At 68.9% G+C, this 24,103-nt stretch carries 17 protein-coding genes, 1 tRNA gene and 1 pseudogene; 5 read left to right on the top strand and 14 right to left on the bottom strand.

Features of this window, described 5'->3' with window-relative positions:
• Positions 1 to 218 (bottom strand): hypothetical protein (locus ACTWP8_RS34060; protein ID WP_443325947.1); only part of this gene is annotated, 218 nt, incomplete at its 3' end.
• A gap of 880 nt (positions 219 to 1,098) precedes the next feature.
• On the opposite strand from ACTWP8_RS34060, the gene ACTWP8_RS34055 reads away from it, so the two are divergent.
• Entirely contained in the window at positions 1,099 to 3,231 is a 2,133-nt protein-coding gene (locus tag ACTWP8_RS34055; RefSeq protein WP_443325946.1) for an ATP-binding protein, read from the top strand.
• A 430-nt stretch (positions 3,232 to 3,661) separates the two neighbouring features.
• Here the strand turns inward: ACTWP8_RS34055 and ACTWP8_RS34050 are convergent, their stop codons facing one another.
• Positions 3,662 to 4,915: a hypothetical protein gene (locus ACTWP8_RS34050; RefSeq protein WP_443325945.1), complete on the bottom strand. Its 1,254-nt coding sequence runs from the start codon at positions 4,913 to 4,915 to the stop codon at positions 3,662 to 3,664.
• A 286-nt stretch (positions 4,916 to 5,201) separates the two neighbouring features.
• On the opposite strand from ACTWP8_RS34050, the gene ACTWP8_RS34045 reads away from it, so the two are divergent.
• Entirely contained in the window at positions 5,202 to 8,360 is a 3,159-nt protein-coding gene (locus ACTWP8_RS34045) for a tetratricopeptide repeat protein (RefSeq protein ID WP_443325944.1), read from the top strand.
• Between the two features lie 447 nt (positions 8,361 to 8,807).
• On the opposite strand, the gene ACTWP8_RS34040 is transcribed toward ACTWP8_RS34045, so the two are convergent.
• Positions 8,808 to 9,371 (bottom strand): type ISP restriction/modification enzyme, encoded by a 564-nt coding sequence (locus ACTWP8_RS34040; protein ID WP_443325953.1) that lies wholly within the window; start codon positions 9,369 to 9,371, stop codon positions 8,808 to 8,810.
• A gap of 199 nt (positions 9,372 to 9,570) precedes the next feature.
• On the opposite strand from ACTWP8_RS34040, the gene ACTWP8_RS34035 reads away from it, so the two are divergent.
• Complete coding sequence (locus ACTWP8_RS34035; RefSeq protein WP_443325943.1) at positions 9,571 to 10,056, top strand: SPW repeat protein; 486 nt, start codon at positions 9,571 to 9,573, stop codon at positions 10,054 to 10,056.
• Positions 10,057 to 10,170: 114 nt separating this feature from the next.
• On the opposite strand, the gene nrfD is transcribed toward ACTWP8_RS34035, so the two are convergent.
• The 6 genes from nrfD to ACTWP8_RS34005 all read right to left on the bottom strand — a co-directional run bounded on the left by nrfD (position 10,171) and on the right by ACTWP8_RS34005 (position 18,791).
• Positions 10,171 to 11,094, bottom strand: a complete 924-nt coding sequence (nrfD, locus tag ACTWP8_RS34030; protein WP_443325942.1) for an NrfD/PsrC family molybdoenzyme membrane anchor subunit — start codon at positions 11,092 to 11,094, stop codon at positions 10,171 to 10,173.
• A gap of 38 nt (positions 11,095 to 11,132) precedes the next feature.
• Complete coding sequence (locus ACTWP8_RS34025) at positions 11,133 to 11,960, bottom strand: 4Fe-4S dicluster domain-containing protein (RefSeq protein WP_443325952.1); 828 nt, start codon at positions 11,958 to 11,960, stop codon at positions 11,133 to 11,135.
• 80 nt (positions 11,961 to 12,040) lie between these two features.
• Positions 12,041 to 15,334: a formate dehydrogenase gene (gene fdh, locus ACTWP8_RS34020; protein ID WP_443325941.1), complete on the bottom strand. Its 3,294-nt coding sequence runs from the start codon at positions 15,332 to 15,334 to the stop codon at positions 12,041 to 12,043.
• 131 nt (positions 15,335 to 15,465) lie between these two features.
• Positions 15,466 to 17,244 (bottom strand): selenocysteine-specific translation elongation factor, encoded by a 1,779-nt coding sequence (gene selB, locus ACTWP8_RS34015; RefSeq protein ID WP_443325940.1) that lies wholly within the window; start codon positions 17,242 to 17,244, stop codon positions 15,466 to 15,468.
• Positions 17,241 to 18,602: an L-seryl-tRNA(Sec) selenium transferase gene (gene selA / locus ACTWP8_RS34010; RefSeq protein WP_443325939.1), complete on the bottom strand. Its 1,362-nt coding sequence runs from the start codon at positions 18,600 to 18,602 to the stop codon at positions 17,241 to 17,243. The genes selB and selA overlap by 4 nt, the downstream gene beginning before the upstream one ends.
• A 97-nt stretch (positions 18,603 to 18,699) precedes the next feature.
• Positions 18,700 to 18,791, bottom strand: a tRNA-Sec gene (locus tag ACTWP8_RS34005).
• A gap of 81 nt (positions 18,792 to 18,872) precedes the next feature.
• Between ACTWP8_RS34005 and selD the strand changes: the two genes are divergently transcribed.
• Positions 18,873 to 19,880 carry a selenide, water dikinase SelD gene (gene selD, locus ACTWP8_RS34000; RefSeq protein WP_443325951.1) on the top strand — a complete coding sequence of 336 codons (1,008 nt, stop codon included), beginning with the start codon at positions 18,873 to 18,875 and terminating at the stop codon, positions 19,878 to 19,880.
• A gap of 113 nt (positions 19,881 to 19,993) precedes the next feature.
• Positions 19,994 to 20,221: a hypothetical protein gene (locus tag ACTWP8_RS33995; protein ID WP_443325954.1), complete on the top strand. Its 228-nt coding sequence runs from the start codon at positions 19,994 to 19,996 to the stop codon at positions 20,219 to 20,221.
• On the opposite strand, the pseudogene ACTWP8_RS33990 reads toward ACTWP8_RS33995, so the two are convergent.
• From ACTWP8_RS33990 to ACTWP8_RS33970, 5 genes and pseudogenes are all read right to left on the bottom strand, one after another.
• Positions 20,181 to 20,350 (bottom strand): annotated as a pseudogene (locus tag ACTWP8_RS33990) (IS630 family transposase); the annotation flags it as partial. The gene ACTWP8_RS33995 and the pseudogene ACTWP8_RS33990 overlap by 41 nt on opposite strands.
• A gap of 34 nt (positions 20,351 to 20,384) precedes the next feature.
• Positions 20,385 to 21,128 carry a VOC family protein gene (locus tag ACTWP8_RS33985; protein WP_443325938.1) on the bottom strand — a complete coding sequence of 248 codons (744 nt, stop codon included), beginning with the start codon at positions 21,126 to 21,128 and terminating at the stop codon, positions 20,385 to 20,387.
• Between the two features lie 167 nt (positions 21,129 to 21,295).
• A complete protein-coding gene (locus tag ACTWP8_RS33980; protein WP_443325937.1) occupies positions 21,296 to 21,643 on the bottom strand; it encodes a hypothetical protein in 348 nt (115 codons plus the stop codon).
• Between the two features lie 23 nt (positions 21,644 to 21,666).
• Entirely contained in the window at positions 21,667 to 22,116 is a 450-nt protein-coding gene (locus ACTWP8_RS33975; RefSeq protein WP_443325936.1) for a hypothetical protein, read from the bottom strand.
• Between the two features lie 840 nt (positions 22,117 to 22,956).
• Positions 22,957 to 23,937, bottom strand: a complete 981-nt coding sequence (locus ACTWP8_RS33970) for an alpha/beta hydrolase (protein ID WP_443325935.1) — start codon at positions 23,935 to 23,937, stop codon at positions 22,957 to 22,959.
• Positions 23,938 to 24,103: the final 166 nt, after the last annotated feature.

Below are 24,103 nucleotides of genomic sequence, written 5' to 3'. Positions count from 1 at the left end.
CCCGCCACTGGCCCTGGACAACCGTGATCACCAGCGCGATCCAGCGGCTGCAGGCCCTGCCGAACCCCGGCTGACCAGCGACAACGACCTGTCCCTGCGAGCAGCACCACTTCACCGGAGCCGTGGAACCCGGCGCCCACCCGGCGCGACGCCGGGCCATCGGCCTGCTCGCGCGCCGAAAACAGCACCGAGGAACAGGAAAGAACGGCCATCAGCAAGCTGACAGCCCATCACGCAAGATCGAAGTTAGTCCGGCGGTCTCTCGCGTACGTCGCGTGCCTGGCTCAAACCGCCGTCTATGACCCCGCCGACAACCGTGTTCGAAGTCGTTCCAGCCCTATCCGTGCTCGAGTCGGCGGATGGGTCGTAGACAATGTCTCGGGCCTGGAGCACGCCTCCATGGACCGTGGCTCCACGGATGGTGTTGGTGACGTCACCACCGCGGCTACGTGCTGTGTTCGCGGGTGGCACGCCAGTACTGCCGCGCGCCGATACCACCCCATAGGCCGATAGCGCTAAGCCACTCAACCCGACGAAGACGCCGATCACGCTCGCCAACTGATCAGCTTCGTCCAGGCCAACAGAGACGAAGAACACACCGAGCCCAACCAGAGCAACTCCACCCAGTCCGGCACTTGTCCACGTCAATACGCGCCTCAATTCCGTCCCCCAAACCAGTGTTCGTGATTCCGCCTCTGAGGAGTACCTGGAGCATCGGCAGCACGGGCCCAGCCCCTCCAGGAAAGCTCCAAACCACCTAACGAGGTGGTACCCACTGGACACCCCCATACGGCACCTGGCGGCCCAGCCCTCCTGGCCATGGCACCCAATCCGGTTCGGCCACTCGCCGGCGGGGCGCTTCCCTCGAACCCATGAGATCCTCCGGCAGGACCCGCAGTCGGTGCCATCTGGGTCCGCCACGAGCCCTATACAATCCTTCGGACCATCCCGACCGCATATGCCAAGCGCAATTACATGGGCACGTGACGAGCGTAACCGGGCACCGGAGACCCACATCACCTCCCGAGCCGCGGATATCGCTCGCATGTGCGGAAAGGATGTCCTTTAGCAACAATCGCACGTTTCGGAGGGGGATGGGTGCGGAGACATGAGCGCGGTGGCCACAACGAGTTAGGCGGAACGGTGTACGGCTCCGCCGTACAGGCCGGGACCGTGTATGGCGGCATCCACATCGGTGCCGAGCCGGCGGCCGGAGAGCAGGCGCCGTGGCAACTTCCGCCGTCGGTCCGTATAACCGACCGCACGACGGAGCTCAACGCACTGGAGCGTCACCGCGCCGAGACCACGCGGGAGGGCCGTTCCACGCTGGCTGCGGTTAGTGGACTGGGCGGGGTCGGGAAGACTGCGGTCGCACTTGCCTGGTTGCACACGCTGCGGCCCGACTTTCCCGACGGTCAGTTGTACGCGGATCTGGGCGCGCAGTCCCCGGGCGGACCGGCAGCCCCAGGGGAGGTAGTGGGCCGCTTGCTGCGCGCCCTGGGTGTGCCGTCCCAGCGGGTGCCTGGGGCACTAGCTGAACGGGCCGCGATGTACCGGTCATTGACTGCGGACAGACGGCTCGTGGTGCTGCTCGACGACGCCGCGACCGCGGCCCAGGTCCGGCCGCTACTGCCGGCCGGACAGAGCGTGACCGTCGTGACCAGCCGATGGCGGATGCCAGGGCTGACCGTTGACGGCTGCTACGAGGTGCATCTGGATCCCCTTGCGACGGAGGCCGCCGTCGAGCTGCTGGAGTTCACTCTCGGCGACGGCCGGGTGGCCGCGCAGCCCGACGAAGCGCGCGCCCTGGTCGAGCTGTGTGCCGGGCTGCCGCTGGCGGTTCGTATCGCTGGTGCGCGTCTGGCAGTGCGCCCGCGGCGCCGCATCACCGCGATGGTGCGTGCGCTGACCGATGAGCATGACCGACTGGGGGCGTTGGCCATCAAAGGTGACCACAATGTGCGAGCGACGCTGGACCTGTCGTACCAGGAGCTGCCCCCAGACGCTGCCCGGCTCTACCGGCTGCTGGGTCTGCACCCGGGGCCGGAGTTCTCCAGCACGGCTGCGGCTGCAGCGCTGGCCGGGGATGCAGCAGATCTGCTGGATGTGCTGTACGACGCGAATCTGCTCATCGACGCCGGGGAAGAGCGTTATCGCTTCCACGATCTCGTACGGCTGCACGCCGTCGCGAAGGCGGAGGAGGACGAATCCCTGCAGGAGCGCGCTGCTGCCCTGCGTCGCATTGCCGACCACTACCTCGCCACCGCCACCCGCGCCGAGGAAATCGTGGACCCCCAGCACCGCACGATGCGCCGTGACTACGGTGCGGGACCGGTGGTAACGGCAGACTTCGGCGACGGCGCCGAAGACGCGCTGGACTGGCTGGAGCGCGAGCTGCCCAATCTGATGGCCGTGATTCGCCGCGCCCGCGCTGCGGGCTTCCCGGCCGTCTGCTGGCAGCTTGCCGACGCCATGTGGCCCCTCTTCCTTCGGCGCAAGTTCTACGAGCACTGGCGTACCGCGCACGAGGAAGGTCTTGCCGCGGCTCGGGAGTTACGCGACAGGCCGGCCGAGTGCCGGATGCTCACATCGGCCGGTCTGGGCGAGCTTGACATGGGGAGCCACGAGCGCGCCCTCGAGATGTTCGAGCGGGCGGCACGGACCTTCCATAGCAGCGGGGATGCGCTCGGCTACGCCCGCACGCTCAACTACCGGGGGCTGGCCTACCAGAGACTCGGCCGCCTGGATGAGGCGGCCGAGTTCTTCACGCGTGCGGCCACGGAGCTGCCCGAGTGCGGCGACAGACGTGCCGGCGGACTGGCCCGGCTCAACCTTGCTGACGTTGCGCTTGCGAAAGGGCTCCCGGAGGAAGCAACTGCCGAGGCCGGCGCTGCCTACACCACGCTGCAGGAAGCCGGCGATACGTACAACGCCGCACGCGCGGCCACTGCTCTGGGCCGCGCGTACCTCAGCCGGGATCTCCTCGACCAGGCGGAGGACCGGCTCTCCACAGCCCTCACCACGCTGCGCAGCATCACCGCCGACTATGAGACGGCCCGCGCCCTGGCGAGCCTGGCCAGGCTCGCCGAGAGGCGCGGGCGGCCGGCCCTCGCCGGGGACCACTACCGGGAGGCGTTGGACCTCTTCTCCGCGGTGGGCCGGTCGGAATCAGCCGAAGCCTTGGCAGTGCGGGCCCGGCTCGAGAGTCTGGAGGGCGGTGCCGCGGAGTGAGCCCGTAGGACACGCACCGACGCGGATCCCAGCGCTGCGACAGGCAGCCCGGCCACCAGCCAGGTATGGGCCAGCGAGGCCCAGATTCCCCAGCTGGCTCCCGACACCGGCGGCCGCGTTCTCAGCGTCTTCACGAGGCCTTCGGAGCCGAGGCGTAGCCAGCATTGGGATCCGCCGTGCACCACAATCACCAGGGCGCCGGGATGACGAGCAGCCAACTCGGCGCTCTGGGCTTCGTCGCCTTTCGTCAGTAGCACATCGGCAAGCAGAGGCCACGGGCCTGGCGCGGGGAGTCGGACACGGAGATGCTCGTCGACGATGGGGGCCCCGGAGTCCGGGTGCACCATCGCGATCCGCGTACGGCGTACCGGTCCTCCCACCCTGCCCGCTTCCGGCACGGCCGCCTCGGACACGACGACGGTCAGCGCTCTCATGACATGACGCTGCCGGGCTCGTCGTACCGCACCGTGAGTGGGCGTCGCGCGGGCTCCGTGGTCGGGCATCCGGCAGGCGCCCGCAGCCGTAGCTTGCGGTAGAGCAGCGCGCGCATCTTGCGGGCGAACTGCCCTGGTTCGGAGGTAATGCGGGCCGCGATGCGCTCATAGCGATGCGATCGGTATGTCTTGAGGCTGCGGTTGAGCTGCTGACGCAGCGGACGGTCCGCATGCAGTCGGGGCGCCAAGGAGCTCAGCTCCGCCATGGGCGCCCCGGGATCCACATCCGCGTCAGGGAGGCCGGCCATCAGAACAGGAACGCCGATCATTGCGCCGTAGAGCGCGACGGAGCCGTGGTCCCCCACGATGTAATCTGCGGCGACGAGTGCCCCGACCCAGTCCGCGTACTGGCTGACGACGTTGAGCCCCGCGCGTCCCAGCCGGGCCAGCCAGCTGTGGATCTGCCATTCGCTGTGGGTGTTCCAAGCGTTCGGATGCAGCAACAGGACGGTGCCGTACTCGTTGCGGGGCAGATCCGTCACCAACCGCTCCAGCAGCTCCCAGGCCTTTCCGAACAGCGAGTTCGGCCCCCAGGTAGAGCAGACGGCGACCAACTGCTGCTTGGCCTTGATGTGCAGCGCCTCGCGGTACAGCGCCCGTGAGGGCAGGCTCGCGGTGATGCGGTCGAAGCAGGGGTCGCCCACCACCTCGGCAGCGGGCAGTGCCTCGGGGCACTCCCGACCGAGGCGAGTGAGCTCCTCGTGGTGCGCAAGAACGATGACCTCGGGTACCACCCTGCCGTCCCGTATCAGCCACTGCCTGCTGAGGCCGTACACCTCCCGCTCCGCCACCACGCGTCCGCGTCGCCCACCAGGAACGAACTTGTTGTGCCCGGCGCCGTGCGGGAGCACGATCACGGGCGCGTGCAGTTCATGGAGGCCGCCGTGCCCTGCGGCCAGCGCAAGGTCGAATGCCGTCTGCACTGCGTCGCTCCACGGCAGGACCAGTCCCTTGAGCTCCTCCAGGAAGGCAGCCACACCGTTGCTGAACACGTCGGGTGCCGCGGTGAAGAACACCTGCACCCGTGGGTCGCCCTCCAGAAGACGGACCGTATCGAGCAACCGCTGACCGGCGGTCACTGTGTGCACTACGACCAGGACCTTTCTGCGGATCTGGCGGGTGGCCCAGCGCTCGACGTCCAGACGCACCGGCACATGTCGCCAGTGCGCTTCCAGCATTGCCACGCTCATCGATTCAATCCCCCGATGCTCCTTCTCCTCGGACCGGTCACTCGGTCCGGCGAACCGCGAGGGGCCGCGGCCGCTAACGGAGAGGTGCCCTTGGGCCCTGGATGGCGGGCTTGCAGAAATCCTGCACACCGCGCACGGCGTGGGCGTGGCGCCGACTGTGCGCCCGCTGCGCTCCTGTGCGCGTCTGTCGGCTACGCCTGACCGCGGCAACAGTAAGTTGAGTGCCGTACGAACGTGCGGGCGCTGCCGGAGGCGGCAGCAGGAAGTCGCACACCCGTCGGGGGCGATGGTGGAACTTCTTGCACTGGGACCCGTTGAACTATGGCACGACGAGCAGCAATTCGAGCTCGGTTCCGTGAAAGAGCGTTGCGTGCTGGCCGTACTGATCCACGCACGGGGAGAGCCGGTCAGTGTGGACGCGATCATGGACCGCGTCTGGGACGACGAGCTGCCCAGGACAGCCGTGGACACGCTGCGAACTTATCTCTCCCGGCTTCGGAGGCGGCTGCGCAAGGCAGTTGGCGACTTGGTCCAGGTGGACAGGCCTTCTCCGCGTCTGTACCAGCTCCGCGTCGTCGATCCTGAGGACGTCGACCTGCTGCGTTTCCAGCGATTGCGTAGGGACGCGAGCGCAGCGGCTCAGCGAGGCGAGAGGGACCTGGCCATTGGTTTGCTCCGCACCGCCGAGGCCCTCTGGCGGGGTGAGCCGTTGGCGGAGTTCTCCAGCGACTGGGCTGTGTCAGCACGTGCCCGACTGATCGAGGATTACCGCCACGTGCGGGAGGAACGGATCCGCTTGGAGCTGGAGTTGGGACGACATGCGGATCTCATCGGCGAACTGCACGAACTCGCCTCAGAGAATCCGCTTGCGCAAAAGGTGATCGCCGCGCTGATGGTGGCGCTATACCGCTCCGGGCGGCCCGACGAGGCCCTCGCCCTCTACCGGAACACACGCCAGCGCCTCCGCCAAGGACAAGGGATCGAGCCCGGAGCGGAACTGCAGGAGCTCCACCTGCGCATACTGGAGCAGGACCGCACGCTGATGGAGCCGAACTCCGGCATTGCGCAAACATCCGGGCCGGAGTCTCGCAACAACCTCCCTCGGGATACTCGCGATTTCACGGGGCGTGCCGGCGAACTGCGCGTCCTGCTCACGAACTCCGAATCCAGTGACAGCGAGACAACGGCCCTACCGCTTACCGTCGTCCACGGCATGCCCGGGATCGGGAAGACGGCTCTGGCCGTCCGCGCCGCGCACCATCTGCGTACGTCCTATCCCGACGGCCAGTTCTATGTGGACTTACACGCCTACAGCGATCAGCCGTCCTATGATCCCGCCGAGGCGCTCGCAGTCCTGCTCCACGCCTCCGGGGCGCCCAAGGACCTGCCCAACTCCCTCGACGAGCGCGCGGCCAGATGGCGGGAATGGACAGCTCGCCACCGTGCGCTGGTGATCCTCGACAACGCCCGGGACGCCGCTCAGGTCAAGCCTCTGCTACCAGGCGCTCCCACCTGTCGCGTGATCGTGACCAGCCGCAACCGGCTCGCCGGGCTTGGCGGCGCCACAGCGCTCTTCCTCGACGTCCTGTCCAAAGCAGAGGCAGCCGCCCTCTTCACACGGATCGTGGGCGCCGCCCGAGTGTCCGCCGACGTCACTGCCCTGGGGCAGGTCATCGATGCGTGCGGCTGCCATCCCCTCGCCGTACAGCTGCTGGCGAGCCGCTTCCGGCATCGTGACTCGTGGGACCTCGGCCATCTCCTCGGCCGGCTGGCACAGGCAGCTGATCCTCTCGACGAGTTCGACGACGCCGTCGACTCGGCCTTCCGGTTCTCCTATGCCGAACTCAGCGGTCCCGCAAAGCGGCTGTTCCGCCGCTTGGCCCTGCACCCGGGCCCCGACATCACCCTGGGTGCAGCAACAGCACTTGCCGGCCTGAATACCGGAAAACACGCTGTACGGACCCACACGAGCATAGAAGAGCTGTTGGACGGCCACCTCCTCGAAGAGCCCGTCCCCGACCGCTTCCGGCTCCACGATCTTGCCCGGGCCTTCGGACTCAGGGTCTGCTCCCAGACGGAGTCGGAATCCACTCGTCGTAAAGCGGTCGACCGACTCCTTGCCCACTACGTCACCGCTGCTCATCGCGCGGATCGCCTAGTCCACCCGCACCGACGCACGCTGCCCGGGGGGCCGGAGCACGAGTCCCCATACGCTCCCAAGTTCACCGACACGGACGAGGCATCGGTGTGGCTCACCGTAGAACGCGCCAACCTCTTGGCCGTCGCGCGAACCGCCGCTGCCGAGTACCCGGGCTACGCCGCGCTCTTTCCGCACGTACTGGCCAAGGCGCTGAAGCTCTGGGGCACTTGGGACATCGCAGCCGAGCTACACGGCACCGCTGCGTCTTTCCTCCGAACGCGCGGCGACCGGGCGGCACTCGCCCGGACCCTGGTGGAGCATGCGGATGTGCTGGCCCAGAAGAACCACGACGAGGCCTTGCGTTGCGCCACGGAGGCTCTGTCCCTCTTCCAGGACCTCCACGACAACCACGGCTGTGCCGACGCTCTCCTCCAGTCAGGCCGCGCCCACCTGGCGGCGGGCCACGGTGATTTGGCCCTGCACGTTCTGGACCGAACCTTGACCCTGTACCAGAAGGTCCGTGACCGGTACGGAGAAGCGGAATGCCTCAACATCCAGGGCGTGGCCCATTCTTACGCGGGACGGCACCACGAGGTGCTCCGCACATTCCGTGCAATGCTCGCTATCTTCCAAGAGCTGGGGGATCTGCACGGGCAAGCCAAGGCGCTGAACAATCTGGGTCACCTCCACTACCTCCAGAGCCGCTATGAAGAAGCCCGTGACTTCTACGAACAGTCCCTGACGCTGGTACGGCAGTTCGGCGGCCAACAGGAAATCGCCATCCTCGACGCCAACCTCGGTGGCGTCTACCGGGCGACTGGGCAGACGGCCCGGGCCCTCGCCTGTTTCCAAAGGGCTCTCGACAGTTACCGGGCCAGCGGCGACACCCCTGGCGAAGCGGACGTACTGATCAGCATGGGCACGGCTTATGGGGAAAGCGGACGAAGGGGCGAGGCCCTGCTGCACTTCACTATGGCGGAAGAAGTTGCCCGCAGCATTGATAACGCGTACGAGCGCCAGCGAGCGCTCATCGGCGTGGCCGATATGCAGCGCGAGTCAGGGCGGCTCGGCCCCGCGCTGAAGGTCTATGAACAAGCGCTGGATGTCGCCCAGGGCATCGGATTTCCTCTCGGCTCCGCACACGCCCTCGCGGGGCTTGCCCGCACCGCCCTGTCGTCTCACAGCATTGAACGGGCACGCAACTACGGCGAGCAGGCCCTCGCTCTCTATCAAAGACTTGAAGCCGAGGCTGAAGCGGAGAGCCTGCAGCGGCTTCTCAGGGATTGGGGCGTGACCGGCTCATGAGCTAACTCCCACAGAGCCGGTGCCCGAATCCAGAGATTGGTCAGACGCTGACGCGACAACCTGTGACCGCCACCATCACCACATGTACCGCGCCTCGATGGCCAGCACAGTCGATGGCCGCCCGGACGAGTCGGCACCGGGCTCCGCCGTTGCGCCACTCACACTCAGAGCGATGACAACGGCAAGTGCAGCCGTAGCAACAAAGGCGGCGAAAGTTGTCCAGGTGCTCACGAGTCTCCTACTGCGTTTGAGAGTTGAACTCCAAGGCCGATGATCAGCCTACCTGCGTGGCGGGAAAGTGGATCACGCGGCGGACACGAATCGATCACGACCAACGACCTTCACCGATCGCTGTGCAATTTCCACGACTTGTAGGTGGCATATGCCGCGGGCGGTCGCAATCATCAACGGGTGATCACCGGCTGGACCGGACGGTCTCTCACATCATCAACTCACCGCCGCAGCCAGCAGATTGCGCGCTGTCATCCGCCCGAGTCGTTGGAGTCGCGGGCGCGCAGCGAGGCCAGTCTTCCTCCTGGCTGGTGTACCGCTCGTCGTAGGTGTGCAGCCACAAGATTCGGCGTCCAAGGGCGACTGCGCACCGCCGGAGCACCGGATCGCAGGTGAGGGGGGTCCGAGCCTGGGACCAGCAGTCCTCGCGGAAGCGGTCGGATTAGCCGGGTGGGAGACCACCGCGGCGATATAGGCCAGCAAGTCCTCGGGGATCACGGGTATGCCGAGCCGACGGTTGAGCAGCGGCAGCAGTCCGGGGGCCACATTCGGTGCCGTGGCGGCGGCGTTGCGGTACAGGGGGCGGACACAGCCGCTGCGATTGTTGAAGTAGTCCATGTCGGGGATAAGGGCGCTGAAGACCAGGCCCGGCCCGGATGCGCGCTGCCGTCGGCGCGGGCGCGGTGATTGATTCCCGCACGGGTGACGGCATTGCCGCGTGATCGCAGGCCCAGCAAGAGGAAACCGATGTCGTCGAGCAGCATCGGATCCCGTCGGCACGCTCAGCGTCCGAGCGGCCACCCATCGCGACCGCTGCCTGCGGCAGACACACGCCAAAGCCCCCGCCGGGCGGCCTCAGAGGACGTGGCAAATTTCCTGCATTGCGACAGAGGAACCTTTACGGAGCATGCAAAGTTAGACCTGCTCCGATGGGGTACCGCAAATGTGCAATGAGAAGTTTCCTGAGGAGGTGGTCTTGGTGACCGCTCCTACGAGCCCCACCCCCATCGAACACCACCCGGACCTGCTCGAGCTGCGCGCACGCTCCGAGCAGGCCACGGTGACGCTGCCCGCCCAGGCCGCCGAGGCGCTGGCCGTCCTCGCCGGTCTCTACCTGACGGTCTCGCCGTGGGTGGCAGGGTTCGATGCCCTGACGCCGCTGGCGATCAGCAACCTCATCACCGGTATCGCATACACGCTCTGCGTGGCGGGGTTCGGGACGGCATACGAGCGCACCCACGCCATGAGCTGGGCCGCCGCCGGTATCGGCCTGTGGACGATCATCAGCCCGTGGGCCATCGCCGGCAATGTCGACACCGCCCGCACGATCACCAGCAACGTCATCGCTGGATCGGTCGCGCTGGTCCTCGCCCTGGTCATCAGCGCCATGGCACCCGCAGCACGGGTGCGCCAGGCGGTGCGCTCGTACGGCGGCGCGCACGCTCGAGGGTCGCCTGGGGCATGAATCCGTAGTCTGCCCAACACGTACGGTCGCCACAGCGGCCGTACGTCTATGCCTGGACGAGCCCAGCCACCGCGTAGCGTCGAGGGACTGCTGAGGGACTGCTGTCCTCAAGCGCTACGCCGCCTCGAGGCGTTCCCGCTGCGGGACCACGACGTACTTCGGGTCTTCAGAGGACCGGACACCGGCTTCGAAGATGCCGAACCGCGTGCACAGCCCCGCCGCCAGATACGCCGTTCCCGCCAGTGCCGAAGCCGCCCTGCTGCGGCGCCCCAGTACGGAAAGCCCCGCCCCGGCCACGGTCAAGGCCTTGCTCAGCTTCAGCAGCCTGCCCGGCCGGCCCCGGACGTACAGCTCACCGACCAGCCCGAGCCGCTGTTCGATCCGGTGCATCGCAGCGAGTTCCATGGCCGCGCCCAGCATGCCCATCCGGAACGGCGGCCGGTGATCCGTGTGCGGTGCGCCGACCAGTGCGGCTCCCGCCCCGCAGGCCAGCGCGCTGCCGGCGAACGCGAACGGCAGCTCTGGGTACGCCTCGTGCCACGCCGGCACCGCGGTGTCGGCGAGCAGCACCGCCGTGTAGGTGCACATCGCCGGCCCGAGCGCGGCGGCGCCGAGTCCGGCCAGCTGGCCCAGCAGAGGGAACCTCCCGGTCACCTGGGAGGCGACCGACGCGGTGGTCAGCGCGGAGAAGGGCGAGAGGATCCACGAGCCCACGGACAGTGGGGACGTCGGCTTGAGGACGCGGAGCATCATCAGGAAGCGCTCGGGACGGCCGAGGTCGTGGACCAGGGCGCCGACGCCGACGAGGGCGCCGCCGGCGGCCACCCACCTGCCGACTCGGGCAAGTTCCGGCCGCCCCGTCAAGTCGGCCACCGCCGACATGGTTGCCGAAGCACCGGCCGTCCCGCCCAGGAAGAGATATCCCGGCACGTCCGGCACCTTCCAGGTGGGGCGTTTCAGGATCGGCCGGCCGTAATAGGAGCGGAACTCCGCCCGCGGAACGGTGGCTTGCTGCCGCTGTCCGTCAGCCGCTGTCACTGTGTGCTCCTCACTGGGTGCTCCTCACTGGGTGCTCCTCACCGGCGCCGCCCCACGAAGGACAGCGCGACGCTCGCGGCCACGCCGAGCGCCGCCACGGCCGCGTACCGCCACATCGACGGCAGGTCGCATGTGGTGACGACGGGGTCGGGCGGCAGCCCGTACACCTCGGGTTCGTCGAGCAGCAGGAAGAACGCCCCGTCACCGCCGACGCCGTCCGTGGGGTCACGGCCGTACAGGCGTGCCTCGGGGGCGCCGCGCCCGTGCAGTTCCTCCATCCGCCGGTCGGCCCGTTCGCGCAGCTCCTCCAACACGCCGAACTGGATGGAGTCGGTCGGGCACGCCTGGGCGCAGGCGGGCTCCTTGCCCGCCCCCAGGCGGTCGTAGCACAGCGTGCACTTGAACGCCCGGCCGTCGCCCTTCCGGGTCTCGATCACCCCGTACGGGCAGGCGGGCACGCAGTAGCCGCAGCCGTTGCAGATGTCCTGCTGCACCACGACGGTGCCGAACTCGGTGCGGAAGAGCGAACCCGTGGGGCACACGTCCAGACATGCCGCATGCGTGCAGTGCTTGCACACGTCACTCGACATCAGCCAGCGCACCCCGGGTTCCCCGTCCCCGGCGGGCTGCTCGGGCGCACCGATGGTCGGCATCCCCAGCTCGACAGGCGGGCGTTCCGGCGCCACCTGCTGCTCGATGAACGCCACGTGACGCCAGGTGTTGGCGCCCAGGGCGCCCGTGTTGTCGTACGACAGCCCCAGCAGGTCCGGCGCGTCGTCCTCGGGCGGGACCAGGTTCCACTCCTTGCACGCCACTTGGCACGCCTTGCAGCCGATGCACACGGACGTGTCCGTGAAGAAGCCCATCCGGGGCGGATGCGTGTCCGGGTATCCGGCGTCCGCGCTGGGATCGGCCAGCGGGCCGCACCATCCGCTGTGGTCGGCGGTCACGGCTGGGAACCTCCTCCTGCACTCGGGCCCTGTCGGGGTGAACCGGTGTCGTCGGTGATACCGGCGCGCCGGCGGTAGTCCGCGACGAAGGCCGGCAGGGCAGGGCCACGCGGACGCCGGCCCGGACGGATGTCGCAGGTCGCCGCTTTGGACTCCTGAATGTGGACATTGGGGTCGAGCACCACGGACAGCAGCTCGTTCGCCGCGTCCCCGGTGGAGAGCCCGTTCGGGCCCCAGTGATACGGCAGCCCGACCTGGTGGACCGTCCGGCCCCGGACCTTGAGCGGCTGGATCCGGTCGGTCACCAGCACCCTCGCCTCCACCGCCGTGCGCGCGGTGACGATGGTCGCCCAGCCCAGGTGTTCCAGCCCGCGCTCCGCGGCGAGAGCGGGGGAGATCTCGCAGAAGAACTCCGGCTGCAGCTCGGAGAGATAGGGCAGGGTCCGGCTCATGGCGCCGGCGGTGTGGTGCTCGGTGAGGCGGTAGGTGGTGAAGGGGTAGGGGAACACTTCGCTGCGGCTCGGGTGGTACCGGTTGGCCGGATGGTCGTACGCCTCGAGTGCCGGATTGGTCTGCTGCCGGTACAGCGGATTGTCCACCGGGGACTCGAAGGGCTCGTAGTGCGCGGGCAGCGGACCGTCCGCCAGTCCCGCCGGGGCGAACAGCCAGGCACGTCCGTCGCTCTGCATGATGAACGGGTCGGTGCCGTGCAGCGCGTGCTCCGCCCGGGCGCCCGGCGGCGGCTCGTAGTCGGGCGGCTTCGTGGGCTCGAAGTCGGGGACGTCCTCCCCCGTCCAGCGGCCCTGGTCGGCGTCCCACCAGACGTACCTCTTGCGCTCGCTCCACGGCCTGCCGTCGGGGTCTGCGGACGCCCGGTTGTAGAGGATGCGGCGGTTCGCCGGCCAGGCCCACGCCCAGTCGGGGGCGACCCAGCTCTGCTCGCTGCCCGGCTTGCGGTTCGCCGCATGGTTGTGGCCATCGGCACGGACCCCGCAGTAGATCCACACTCCGCAGGAGGTGGAACCGTCGTCCTTGAGCTGGGTGTACGACGACAAGGGCCCGTCGGGACCGGCACCGTTGATCTCGGCCTGCACGGCTTCTGCGCTCGGCTCGGCCAGCGGGCCCTCCGTCGGATAGTCCCACGTGAGGTCGAGCACCGGCCGGTCACGCGGATCCGTCGACCCGGCGAGCTTCTCCCGGGCGATGCGACCCAGGTGGTAGTAGAACCACAGGTCGCTGCGGGCGTCCCCCGACGGCTCGACGGCCTTGTGGTGCCACTGCAGGAGCCGCTGTGTGTTGGTGAAGCTGCCGCCCTTCTCCGTGTGCGCGGCGGCCGGCATGAAGAACACCTCGGTCGGGATCTCCTCGGTGCGCAGTTCACCGGTCTCGATCTCGGGCCCGTTCTTCCAGAACGTTGCGCTCTCGATGAGCTGGAGGTCCCGCACCACCAGCCAGTCCAGATTCGCCATGCCCAGCCGCTGCAGCTTGGCGTTGGCCGACCCGACCGCCGGATTCTGCCCGACGAGGAAGTAGCCCTTGCACTCCCCGGAGATCTGGTTCAGCACCGTCTGGTAGGTGCCGTGGGAGCCACTCAACCGGGGCAGATAGTCGAAGCAGAAGTCGTTCTCCTCGGTCGCCGCATCACCCCACCATGCCTTGAGCAGGCTCACCACATAGGAGCGCATGTTGCCCCAGAAGCCGGTGGCGCCGGAGTCTGCGGCCACGAACGCATCGAGGTCCTGGTGCTGATGGGCGTACGGCATCGGGATGTAGCCGGGCAGCAAGTCGAAGAGGGTCGGGACATCCGTGGAGCCCTGGATGCTGGCGTGCCCCCGCAGCGCGAGGATGCCGCCCCCGGGGCGGCCGATGTTGCCCAGCAGAGTCTGCAGGATGGACGCCGTACGGATGTACTGCACGCCAACGGTGTGCTGCGTCCAGCCCACCGAGTAGCAGAACGCCGTGGTGCGCTCGCGGCCCGAGTTCACGGTGAGCGCCTCGGCCACCCTGGCGAACTGATCCCGTGGAATGCCGCAGACGTCCTCGACCATCTCGGGCGTGTAGCGGGAGAAATGCCGCTTGAGCACCTGGTAGACGCAGCGCGGATGCTGCAGGGTGGGGTCCATCGTCGGCTGGGTGCCCACACTCGGGCCGCCCGCTCCGTACTGCTCCGCACGGGCGGTGTCGCGGAAAGCCTTGCCTCCGTGCTGCTCTTCTGCCGCGCCGGACTCGGCCCGTTCCCTCCACCGGTCCCGGCGGCCGGCGGCTGCGGCGGGCTCCGCCCCCTCGTACATCCAGGTCCCGGTCTCGTAAGCCCTGCCCTCCGGGTCGAAACCGGAGAACAGCCCGTCCAGGTCCTCGGTGTCGGCGAAGTCCTCCCGCAGAATGGCCGGCGCGTTGGAGTACGCCACCACGTACTCGCGGAAGTCCTTCTCGTTGCTCAGCACGTGGTTGACGAGAGCGCCGAGGAACACGATGTCCGTGCCGGCGCGCAGCGGCACAAACAGGTCGGACATGGCGCTGGTCCGGGTGAACCGGGGATCGACGTGAATGACCGTCGCGCCCCGTGCCTTGGCCTCCATGACCCACTGGAACCCGACCGGGTGGCATTCGGCCATGTTGGAGCCCTGGATGACGATGCAGTCGGCATTGGCCAGGTCCTGCTGGAACGTCGTGGCTCCGCCGCGACCGAACGAGGTTCCCAGACCGGGAACGGTGGAGGAGTGTCAAATGCGCGCCTGGTTCTCGATCTGGATGGCCCCCAGCGCCGTATAGAGCTTTTTCATCAGGTAGTTCTCTTCGTTGTCCAGCGTCGCTCCGCCGAGACTGGCGATGCCGAGCGTCCGCCGGACGGTGGCGCCGTCGAGCGAGTCCTGCCAGGTCCGCCGGCGCGTCTCGATCACGCGATCGGCGATCATGTCCATCGCCCGGCCCAGCGGGATCCGCTCCCACTCGGTGGCGTGCGGACGCCGGTGCAGAACGGTGTCGACGCGGCTGGGGCTGGTCACCAGCTGCTTGCTGGCCGAACCCTTCGGGCACAGGCGGCCGCGTGAGACCGGCGAGTCCGGGTCGCCCTCGATCTGGGTGACCTTCTCGTCCTGGACGTAGACCCGCTGGCCGCAGCCCACGCCACAGTAGGGGCACACCGACCGCACGACCCGGTCGGCCTGCTCGGTGCGGGCGCGCAGCTGCTCGGTGCCCCGGGAGCGAGCCGCCGCTCCTCTGCCCAGCACATCGTCACCGGTGAGCTGCCGGTACACCGGCCAGCCCTCGATCCACTGCCGCAGGCCCACGACGATCTCCCACCTCGTGTCCCAGCCATGTCCTCGTCACCGTAGGCCCGGGCGGGCACGGACGCATGTCGAGGAAGGGGGCCTACCCGTGCCCGCACCTCCCGTCGGAGGCCCGGATCCCACTGTGCGGTTCAGGCAGGCCGGGGCGCCCGCACCCGGCGGGTGCTGTCCGGCAGCCGCTCGGTGATACCCCGGCGGTCGAGCAGCTCGAGCAGCGGTACGGCAACACGCCGGGTGGTGCCCAGCGCCTGCCGGGCCTCCCCGAGGGTGAACGGCTGCGGCAGTCCGGCGAGCAGCTCGCCGGCCCGTGTCTCGCCGCCGGGCAGCACAAAGACGCCGTCGGCCACCTTCAGCAGCCGGCCCGCCCGCACCGCCGCGGCCAGCTCCCTGGCTCCCAGCCTCAGTTCGGCGAGCCGGTGGGCGTCCGGCGCCGCGAACGGGCGCTCCAGCAGCGCGGCGGTCAGCTCGGCCACCGCGGCCTCCACCGGAGGGGGCAGCTCACCCCTCCGGCCGGGGCAACACACCCGCCCCTCCACCACCGGGAGCGACGCGGCCCCGGCCAGGCGTTCCACCACACCGGTCCCGGGCAGCCGCAGCTGTTGCCGCACCGCGTCCACCGGCACACCGGGCTCCAGGGGATGATCGCCGCGCCATCGGTCGACGAGCGCGCGCAGCTCGTCGAGCAGCCCGGACCACGTCTCCGGGTGCACCCGCAGGCCCCCGCCCCCGAGCTGCTCGCCCACCACCGGCAGTCCCATGGCGCGCAGTTCGTCCGCTGTGGCGAACCGCTGCCGCCGCAGTACGGCGTCGGCCACTACGGCCGGCGACGCCCCGGCGAGCGCAGCCAGTTCCGCCCCACGCCGTCGCGCCGCGCCCCGTCGGCGCAGGTCGGGCGGTCGCACATCGAGCACGTCGACACCGGCTGCGACCCGGTGTCGTCCCGGATCACGCAGCAGAGCACGGTCGCCGACCCGCAGCGGCAGGGGCCGCGTCAGCCGGAGCCGGGCGGTGCCCGCGCCCAGGGGCCGGACCCGGACGGTGACCGCGGCGGAGCCCATATGCAGGACGAGCTCCCGGGGCAGGTCCTCGCTGCCCTCGCCTCGAAGCGTCACGTCGATCTCGCCCGTGGCCCGCCATCTGCCGGGGGTGAGCAGCGCATCGCCACGAGTGACAGCGCCGCGCTCCACGCCGCGGAGGTTCACCGCCGTCCGTGCCACCGCGGACACCGTGCGGGCGTCCTGGCCCAGCGACTGCAGGCCGCGTACGCGCATCGCCGCACCCGTGGACGCCAGCATCAGCTCGTCGCCCACCCGCAGCGTGCCGGCCGCCAGCGTGCCGGTGACCACCGTGCCGGCGCCGTCGATGCTGAACGAGCGGTCCACCCACAGCCGTACGTCCGCGTCCGCGTCGGGGCGCGGCAGCGCCGCGGTCAGCCGGGCCAGGCCCGAGCGCAGCCGGTCCAGCCCGTCGCCGGTCCGCCCGCTCACCGCCACCGAGTCGACCGCACCGAGGGCAGTGCCCGCCATCCGGGCCAGTGCCTCTTCCCGCGCCGGCCCCGGGTCCGCCAGGTCGGATCGGGTGACGGCGAGCAGGCCGTGCCGTACGCCCAGCGCGTCGAGCGCCGCGAGATGCTCGGTGGACTGCGGCATCCACCCCTCGTCGGCGGCCACCACGAACAGCACGGCAGGAACAGGGCCGACACCGGCGAGCATGTTCGGCACGAACCGTTCGTGCCCCGGCACGTCGACGAACGCGATCGGGTCCCCGGTGGGCAGGGTCGTCCAGGCGAACCCGAGGTCGATGGTCAGGCCTCGGCTGCGCTCTTCCTCCCAGCGGTCCGGCTCCATGCCGGTGAGCAGCCGTACGAGGGTCGACTTGCCGTGGTCGACATGACCGGCAGTGGCGATCACCTGCACGGCCGCTCACTTCCGCTGTCACTTCCACCGTTGCCCGGCCTCGTCCGTTCCGGCACCGCTCGGTGCGCAGCCAGCACCGAGTCCAGCAGGGCCCGATCCTCCGACGCGGCGACCGTACGCAGGTCCAGAAGGCATCGGCCCGCTTCCACGCGGCCGATCACCGGCACCGGTCCCGTGCGCAGCGGGCGGCCGTAGCCGGGAGGCAGACCGACCGCGGCGCTGGGCAGCGTCACCGCCGGTGCCCCGCCACCTCCGATAACCGCTTCCGTGCGGACCACGGCAGCCTGCACGCCCGCGTCGCGCAGTCGCTCGACCAGCAGGGCTGCGCGGCTCCGCAGCCCGGCCTCCTCGGCGGTCAGCGCGGTGACCACGGGTGCTTCGGGGCCGCGCAGAGTGGCTTCCAGCGCGGCGAGGGTGAGCTTGTCCACCCGCAGGGCCCGCGCGGCGGGGTGCCGGCGCAGTCGCTCGACGAGCGGAGCGTCGCCGAGGAGTAGTCCCGCCTGAGGGCCACCGAGCAGTTTGTCGCCGCTGGCGGTCACCAGAGCGGCGCCGTCACGCAGTGCCGTGGCCGCGTCCGGTTCGTCGGGCAGCAGCCGGTGCGGGGACAGCAGGCCGGACCCGATGTCCACCACCAAGGGCGGACCGAGCGCCGCCAGTTCGGTCACACCCGCAGCCGCGGTGAAGCCGGTGACCTGGAAATTCGAGGGATGGACCTTGAGCAGGAACGCGGTCTCGGGTCCTACGGCCCCTGCGTAGTCCCGAGCGGTGGTGCGGTTCGTGGTCCCGACCTCGCGCAGCCGAGCGCCGGTGCCTGCCAGCAGCTCGGGGATGCGGAAGCCGTCGCCGATCTCGACGAGCTCTCCCCGGCTGATCACGATCTCCCGCCCACCGGCGGCCAGCGCCATGGCGCACAGGAGCAGCGCGGCCGCGTTGTTGTTCACCACGTGGACCGCGCCCGCACCGGGCACGGCCCGGGCCAGTGCGGTGAGTGCCCCGCGCCCGCGCCGGGCACGGCGCCCTTCGGCCAGGTCGAATTCGATGTCGGTCCATCCGGCCGCGGCCAGGACCGCGTCGCGGGCGGCATGCGACAGCGGCGCCCGGCCGAGGTTGGTGTGCACCAGCACCCCAGTGGCGTTGATCAGCGGTCGCAGGCTGCCGGCCCGCTCCGGCAGACCGCCTACCGCCGCCTCGACCACGTCCTCCGGGGCGATCTCCCCTGTTCTGGCCCGTCGTTGGGCATCGGTGACCGCCCCCTTCACCAGGGGGCGTCCCAGCCTCCGTACCGCCTCGGCCAGCCGCGGCTCGGCCAGCAGGGTGTCGGTGCCGGGGATGCGCCGCCGCGGATCACTCATCGCACTCCTCCGGCATCGCACTCCTCCGGCATCGCACTTCTCCGGCATCGCACTTCTTCGGCATCGCTCTCCCCGGCACGGGCCGAGGAGGCGGAGGCGGAGGCGGACGGGAATCGAACCCGCCAACGGCAGCTGCTGCCGTTCAACGGTTTTGAAGACCGCGCCGGTCACCAGGCCGGATACGCCTCCTCGCGCCACGCGGCCATCTTCGCAACGCCACGATCCGCGTGCGAGCCGCCACGGCGGGGCATCATGGTGGACGTGACGGCTGTGACCCCCCGCGAACGCATCCGGCTCACCCAGTACGCCCACGGTGGTGGTTGCGCCTGCAAGATCCCGCCCGGCGAACTGGAGGACGTGCTGCGGGGCCTCGGGCGCGGCGTGCGGGTCCGTGACCCCGCGGGCGAACTGCTCGTCGGCCTGGACGACGGCGACGACGCCACCGTCGTAGGGCTGACCGAGGACCTGGCGGTGCTCGCCACTACCGACTTCTTCCCGCCCGTGGTCGACGACCCGTACGACTGGGGACGGATCGCCGCGACGAACGCGCTGTCGGACGTGTACGCCACGGGCGGACGTCCACTCATGGCGCTGAACCTGTTGGGCTGGCCGCGCGGCGTGCTGCCCTTCGAACTGGCCCGGGAGGTGCTGCGCGGTGGTCTGGAGGTGGCCGCGGAGGCCGGGTGCCATGTCGCGGGCGGCCACAGCGTGGACGATCCGGAGCCCAAGTACGGCATGGCGGTCACCGGTCTGGTCGACCCGGACCGTGTTCTGCGCAACGACGCGGGAAAGCCGGGAGTGCCGCTGTCGTTGACGAAGCCGATCGGCATCGGTGTGCTGAACAGCAGGCACAAGGCCACCGGCGAGGTGTTCCCGCAGGCGGTGCGTGCGATGACACAGCTCAACCGCGAGCCGGCCGCGGCGGCGCTCGCGGCGGGCGTGGTCTGCGCCACCGACGTGACCGGGTTCGGGCTGCTCGGCCACGCTTTCAAGCTCGCCCGGGCGAGCGGGGTCACCGCGTTGATCGACTCAGCCGCGGTGCCGTGCCTGGACGGTGCCCGGCAGGCGCTGCGCGACGGATACGTGAGTGGGGGCACGCAGCGGAATCTGGAGTGGGTCCGCCCGCACAGCGACCTGTCGGCGGTGACCGAGGAGGAAGCGCTGCTGCTGGCCGACGCGCAGACCTCCGGCGGACTGCTGGTGGCCGGTGAGATCCCCGGCGCGCCGGTCGTGGGTGAACTCGTACCCCGGGGTGAACACGTCCTGGTCGTGCGCTGACCCTGCGGCCTGCCGGAGTGACCGGGCATGGTCCCCGGTACCTGTCCATTCCGCGGCCCGGGGCGGCTGGGCGAAGGAATGACCCTGCGGGCACGGCGGTCGACCCGCACGGCGTGGACGCTCATGCCGAGTTGGGCTCCGAATTGTCCTCGGTGGAGGTCTGCGCAGTTACTGAGGTTGAACTCGTGATGTCGTCTCGCTGCCCAGGCGGCTCTGATGGTCAGCCCGGTCTCTGCCAGGCAGCCGTCTATGAGGTGGCTGCGGTACTGGATGTGCCGCAGGCCGAGCCGGATGCGCTGGACGAGGTGTCCGCCGCCACCGCTGCACCGAACGGACGCTGACCCGCAGGTCCTTGGCGATCAGCGCACTCGCCTCACCCCGAGCGAACCGCTCCGCGGCCTGGAGCCGTAACCCCTCGCGAAACTCCTGGCGTTCGGCGGTCAGCCCGCCCCCCCCTGTGGATACCGCATGCCTCCGGTGATACCGCAGCGGACGACCGCCCCGTCAGTGGGACAGGGCGAGGACGCAGAACTCGTGGCCCTCCGGGTCGGCCAGGCACGTCCACGGGACCTCGCCCTGGCCGAGGTCGAGGTCGGTGGCGCCGAGGGCCCGCAGCCGGGCCACCTCCGCTGCTTCGTCGTCACCGGGGTACGGCAGCAGGTCAAGATGGACGCGGTCTGGCACGGTCCGCACGTCGGGCGTGCGGAGGAACTCGAGATACGGGCCGACACCCTTGGCGGAGCGCAACACTGCCTGATCGTCAGTCACCTCATGCAGGGTCCAGTCCATCGCCTCACCCCAGAACCGGGCCATGGCCTGCGGATCCGCACAGTCGACCACCAGCCGGGCGATCGGCCCGGTGTCCCGGTAGATCTCCCGAGGCTCCAGCACGCAGAACTCGTTGCCCTCCGGGTCGGCGAGGACCGTCCACGGCGCTTGGCCCTGGCCTACGTGGGCCGGCATCGCACCGAGCGCCTCAAGGCGCGCGACCAACTCGGCCTGATGGGTCGCAGAGGTGGTGGCGAGATCGAGGTGCACACGGTTCTTTGCTGTCGTCTTGGGTTCCGGGACGGGAACGACGTCGATGCCGACGACGACCGGGTCCGGCCAGACGAGTCCGCCGCCGGGCCCGACGTAGGTGGTCACGCCGGGGCTGTAGGCACTCCAGCCGAGCGCCTCCGCCCAGAACCGGCCGACCGCCGAGTGATCAAGAGCCTTTATGTTCACCATGACGGGTCGCAGTGCCATGCCGCCGATCCTATGCACCCGCTCTTCAACGACGCAGGCACCGTCACCAAACAGAGATCAACTCGCCAGCCGCAATGCTCAGCTCGCCAACTAGAGCGCTCAGCACCGCCAGGTGAAGTGCTAAGTCACAGTCAGCCCCTACGACACCACGAGTTCAACCTCAGTAGCTAGTTTCTGATGACGCCGTCAGCGCCGGGAGGGCGCCTCTTGGCTTCGGTGTGGTACCACTCGATGAGATGTGTGCTGAACAGCATCGCGGCGAAGTCAGGTTCCCACTTCGCACTCAGGTCCGGTGCAACCTGCTGACTCCACACGAAGGTTACTCCTGGACGGTCATCAATGGAGAAGGAAGCAACCGCCCAACCCCCGGTCTCGCTGCGGTTGATGGTCAGCTCACGAAGGGCGCCGATGTTTCCCTCTTCACCGAGTTCATTGCGGACCTTCGCCTCTGCAGCTTGCCGGAACTGGTCGATCCAGTCGTCCAGGCTGAGCGCGCCACGCGGTTCCTCTTCCACCGGACCTCTCCTGAAGTGCCTGGTCACTCAAGGAAGGCTGTGATGATGCCGACCGAACGACCGTCCCCTGACGCGCTGTCGACGCGCTCGGTGAAGACTACCCTGAACGTGCCGCCGGTCGCGGTCTTGTTCCTGACCCTTACATCGCCGTTCGATTGAGTGGTGTAAGTCCCGTCTTCCAGGGCACTGTCGATGTAACCGACCAAGGTGGTCGTATCCATGGGATGCCTGTCCTGGATGTGGCGAAGTCCGAACGAGAGATCTCCATTACGGAGAGGCACGTCCTCACCATTCTTGCCGTAGAACGTGGTGTAGACACTCCAGTCGGTCGCCACCTGGCCGGCTACGGCCGGCGCCTCAACCACAGAGGTGCTGGTAGCAGCCTGGGACGGCGCCACCGCTATACCGAAGACGCTGACGAGCACGAGCAGCGTTGCCGCAGTAGCGCGCACCCAGAAGCGAACAGAATGCATAGCCGGTCCTTTCGTTGGAAGATGCCGACGGCACGTGCTTCCCACTACGACTCTCGACACTCCGCTGCACGCACAAAGGTCGAGCAGGAGCCCTCCGGAATCGACGTTGTCGAGGTAGTCGATGGGATCCTTGAAGGAACGTGGGACGCTCGGTTGTACACGAGGTGCACCCCAGCGAGGCCCCTTTCGTCCATCTCTAGAACGGTTTTCCAAGGAGATTTCCTGTGCCTTCGAGGCGGACCATCGGGGAAACCCGCGAGTCGTCCACCACGGTGACACCTTTGCCGCTTGCGGCCGAAAGCAATGCGAGGCCCTCCGATAAAGCCTGCCGCTAAAGTAATGAGAACTCGATCTCTAAGGTGACTGCGCACTCAAAGCGCTCAACTCTCCCTAAGGAACACGCGTGCAGCTTCTTCGGACGATCTGGCCACAAAAGCGCCACTTAGTCGGGGGCGACGCTCTTCGGCCGACTCGACAGACCGTACATCCGAACCATCCTGTGCAATCATGACGGGTGTCACGTTCAAGAGCGAGCTCCGGTTCTCTCATTCGTGAACAAGAGCGCGAAATGCCTGGCCGAATAGGATTCGGAATCGCTTTATCCGGATCGACACCCGGTCGCTCCCGGAATGGTCTTGACGGAAACCGTACGGTCCCGTGGCGCATTGCGCGTGGGTACGCCGTCGTTCGGGATCGGTACCGTCTTGCATTGCGAGGCACGGACGAGGTTTTCGGCAGGCGCACAGCCGCAGCAACACGGCCAACGCAGGGTCAGCCCTGGGCGGCCTCATCTCGCCGCATCCGGTACCCCGAGGAAGGGACGTCAGGCGCGTCTGCGGGTCATCCGGCCCTCTCCGGCAGATAGGCGCTGAGCCAAAGTCCGAGCTCGGCAAAGACGCGCTCGCGCACCTCGGGTGCCGACAGAACCAGGTCGTGCACCCCGTCCCGGACGCGCACGGTGGTGACCCGGGGGCCCAGCCGGGGGGCGAGACGGGCGATGTCCTCGGCGCGCAGTATGCCGTCGCTGCGGAGCAGGGCTTCGTCCCACTTGGTGGTGACGGTGCTGGCGGTCGAGGCCATCAGCAGGACCGGGCAGTCGATCCGCAGTCCGCGGCGTACCCGCCGCTGACCCTGTTGGATCGCCGCCAGCCACCCGGAGTAGAGCGGGAAGCCCTCGGCGGGCTTGAGCGTGAGGTCGAACTCCCAACTGCCCCGGAAGTCGCGGTGGAGGCTGTGGACGTAGTGCGGGTTGAGCGGAGCCGGGAGCTTGCGGGTGCCCGCGACGCGTCCAAGGGCGTCAACGACGGGGGCGCCGAGCGTGCGTATCGGCAAGGCAGCGGGCATGGACAGGAAGGGGCTGTTGAGGAAGAGCGCGTCGATCGTCCCCTGGCCGGCCCGCCGGTCGGCGTACAGGGCACTGATCAGGCCGCCCGTGGAGTGGCCGTTGAGCAGCAGGGTGTCGTGCCCGTCGACCTCCCGGATGATGCGGACGGCCTCGTCGAGTTCCTCGCCGTAGGCGTCGAGGTCGCGGATGAAGTTCGGCGAGTGGTGCGGGCGCAGTGAGCGGCCGTACTTGCGCAGGTCGAGGGCGTAGAAGTCGTAGCCGCGCTCGGCGTAGAAGTCGGCCAGGTGGGTTTGGAAGAAGTAGTCGACGTAGCCGTGCACGTAGAGCACGGCCCGGCGGGAGCCTCCAGCCGCGGTGCCAGAAGCTCCGGCCTGGCGGCGGATCAGGGTCGCGACGACCTCACCCTCGTCGTCAGCGGCGAGCGGCAGGTCGACGGCCTGATACGGCTCGCCCAGGATGTCGGTACGGAAGTCCACGGCGCAGACTGTAACGGGCATGCCCGCTCCAACACCGCGGGATTCCCGTGGGCTTGGTCACTTCCGACGCGGGCGGCGATGCATTCTCGGCAAGCGCCCGTGGGAAAGATCGGCGATGGGGTGGTCGGGGCGTGGCGGGTGCAGCTGTTGTCCGCGGTTGGGTCTT

Source organism: Streptomyces sp. 7N604, from assembly GCF_052245475.1.
In the GTDB taxonomy this organism is placed as follows: Bacteria; Actinomycetota; Actinomycetes; order Streptomycetales; family Streptomycetaceae; genus Streptomyces.
The sequence above is the reverse complement of the archived record's forward strand: the minus strand, read 5'-3'. Positions and strand labels throughout refer to the sequence as shown.

What these genes read in the sequence shown, in the direction of transcription:
- ACTWP8_RS34045 (WP_443325944.1), top strand. Translation starts at nt 5,202, where the DNA reads ATGGTGGAACTTCTTGCACTGGGACCCGTTGAACTATGGCACGACGAG.
- ACTWP8_RS34025 (WP_443325952.1), bottom strand. Translation starts at nt 11,960, where the DNA reads ATGGGCTTCTTCACGGACACGTCCGTGTGCATCGGCTGCAAGGCGTGC.
- ACTWP8_RS33985 (WP_443325938.1), bottom strand. Translation starts at nt 21,128, where the DNA reads ATGGCACTGCGACCCGTCATGGTGAACATAAAGGCTCTTGATCACTCG.
- selA (WP_443325939.1), bottom strand. Translation starts at nt 18,602, where the DNA reads ATGAGTGATCCGCGGCGGCGCATCCCCGGCACCGACACCCTGCTGGCC.
- ACTWP8_RS34050 (WP_443325945.1), bottom strand. Translation starts at nt 4,915, where the DNA reads ATGAGCGTGGCAATGCTGGAAGCGCACTGGCGACATGTGCCGGTGCGT.
- ACTWP8_RS33975 (WP_443325936.1), bottom strand. Translation starts at nt 22,116, where the DNA reads ATGCATTCTGTTCGCTTCTGGGTGCGCGCTACTGCGGCAACGCTGCTC.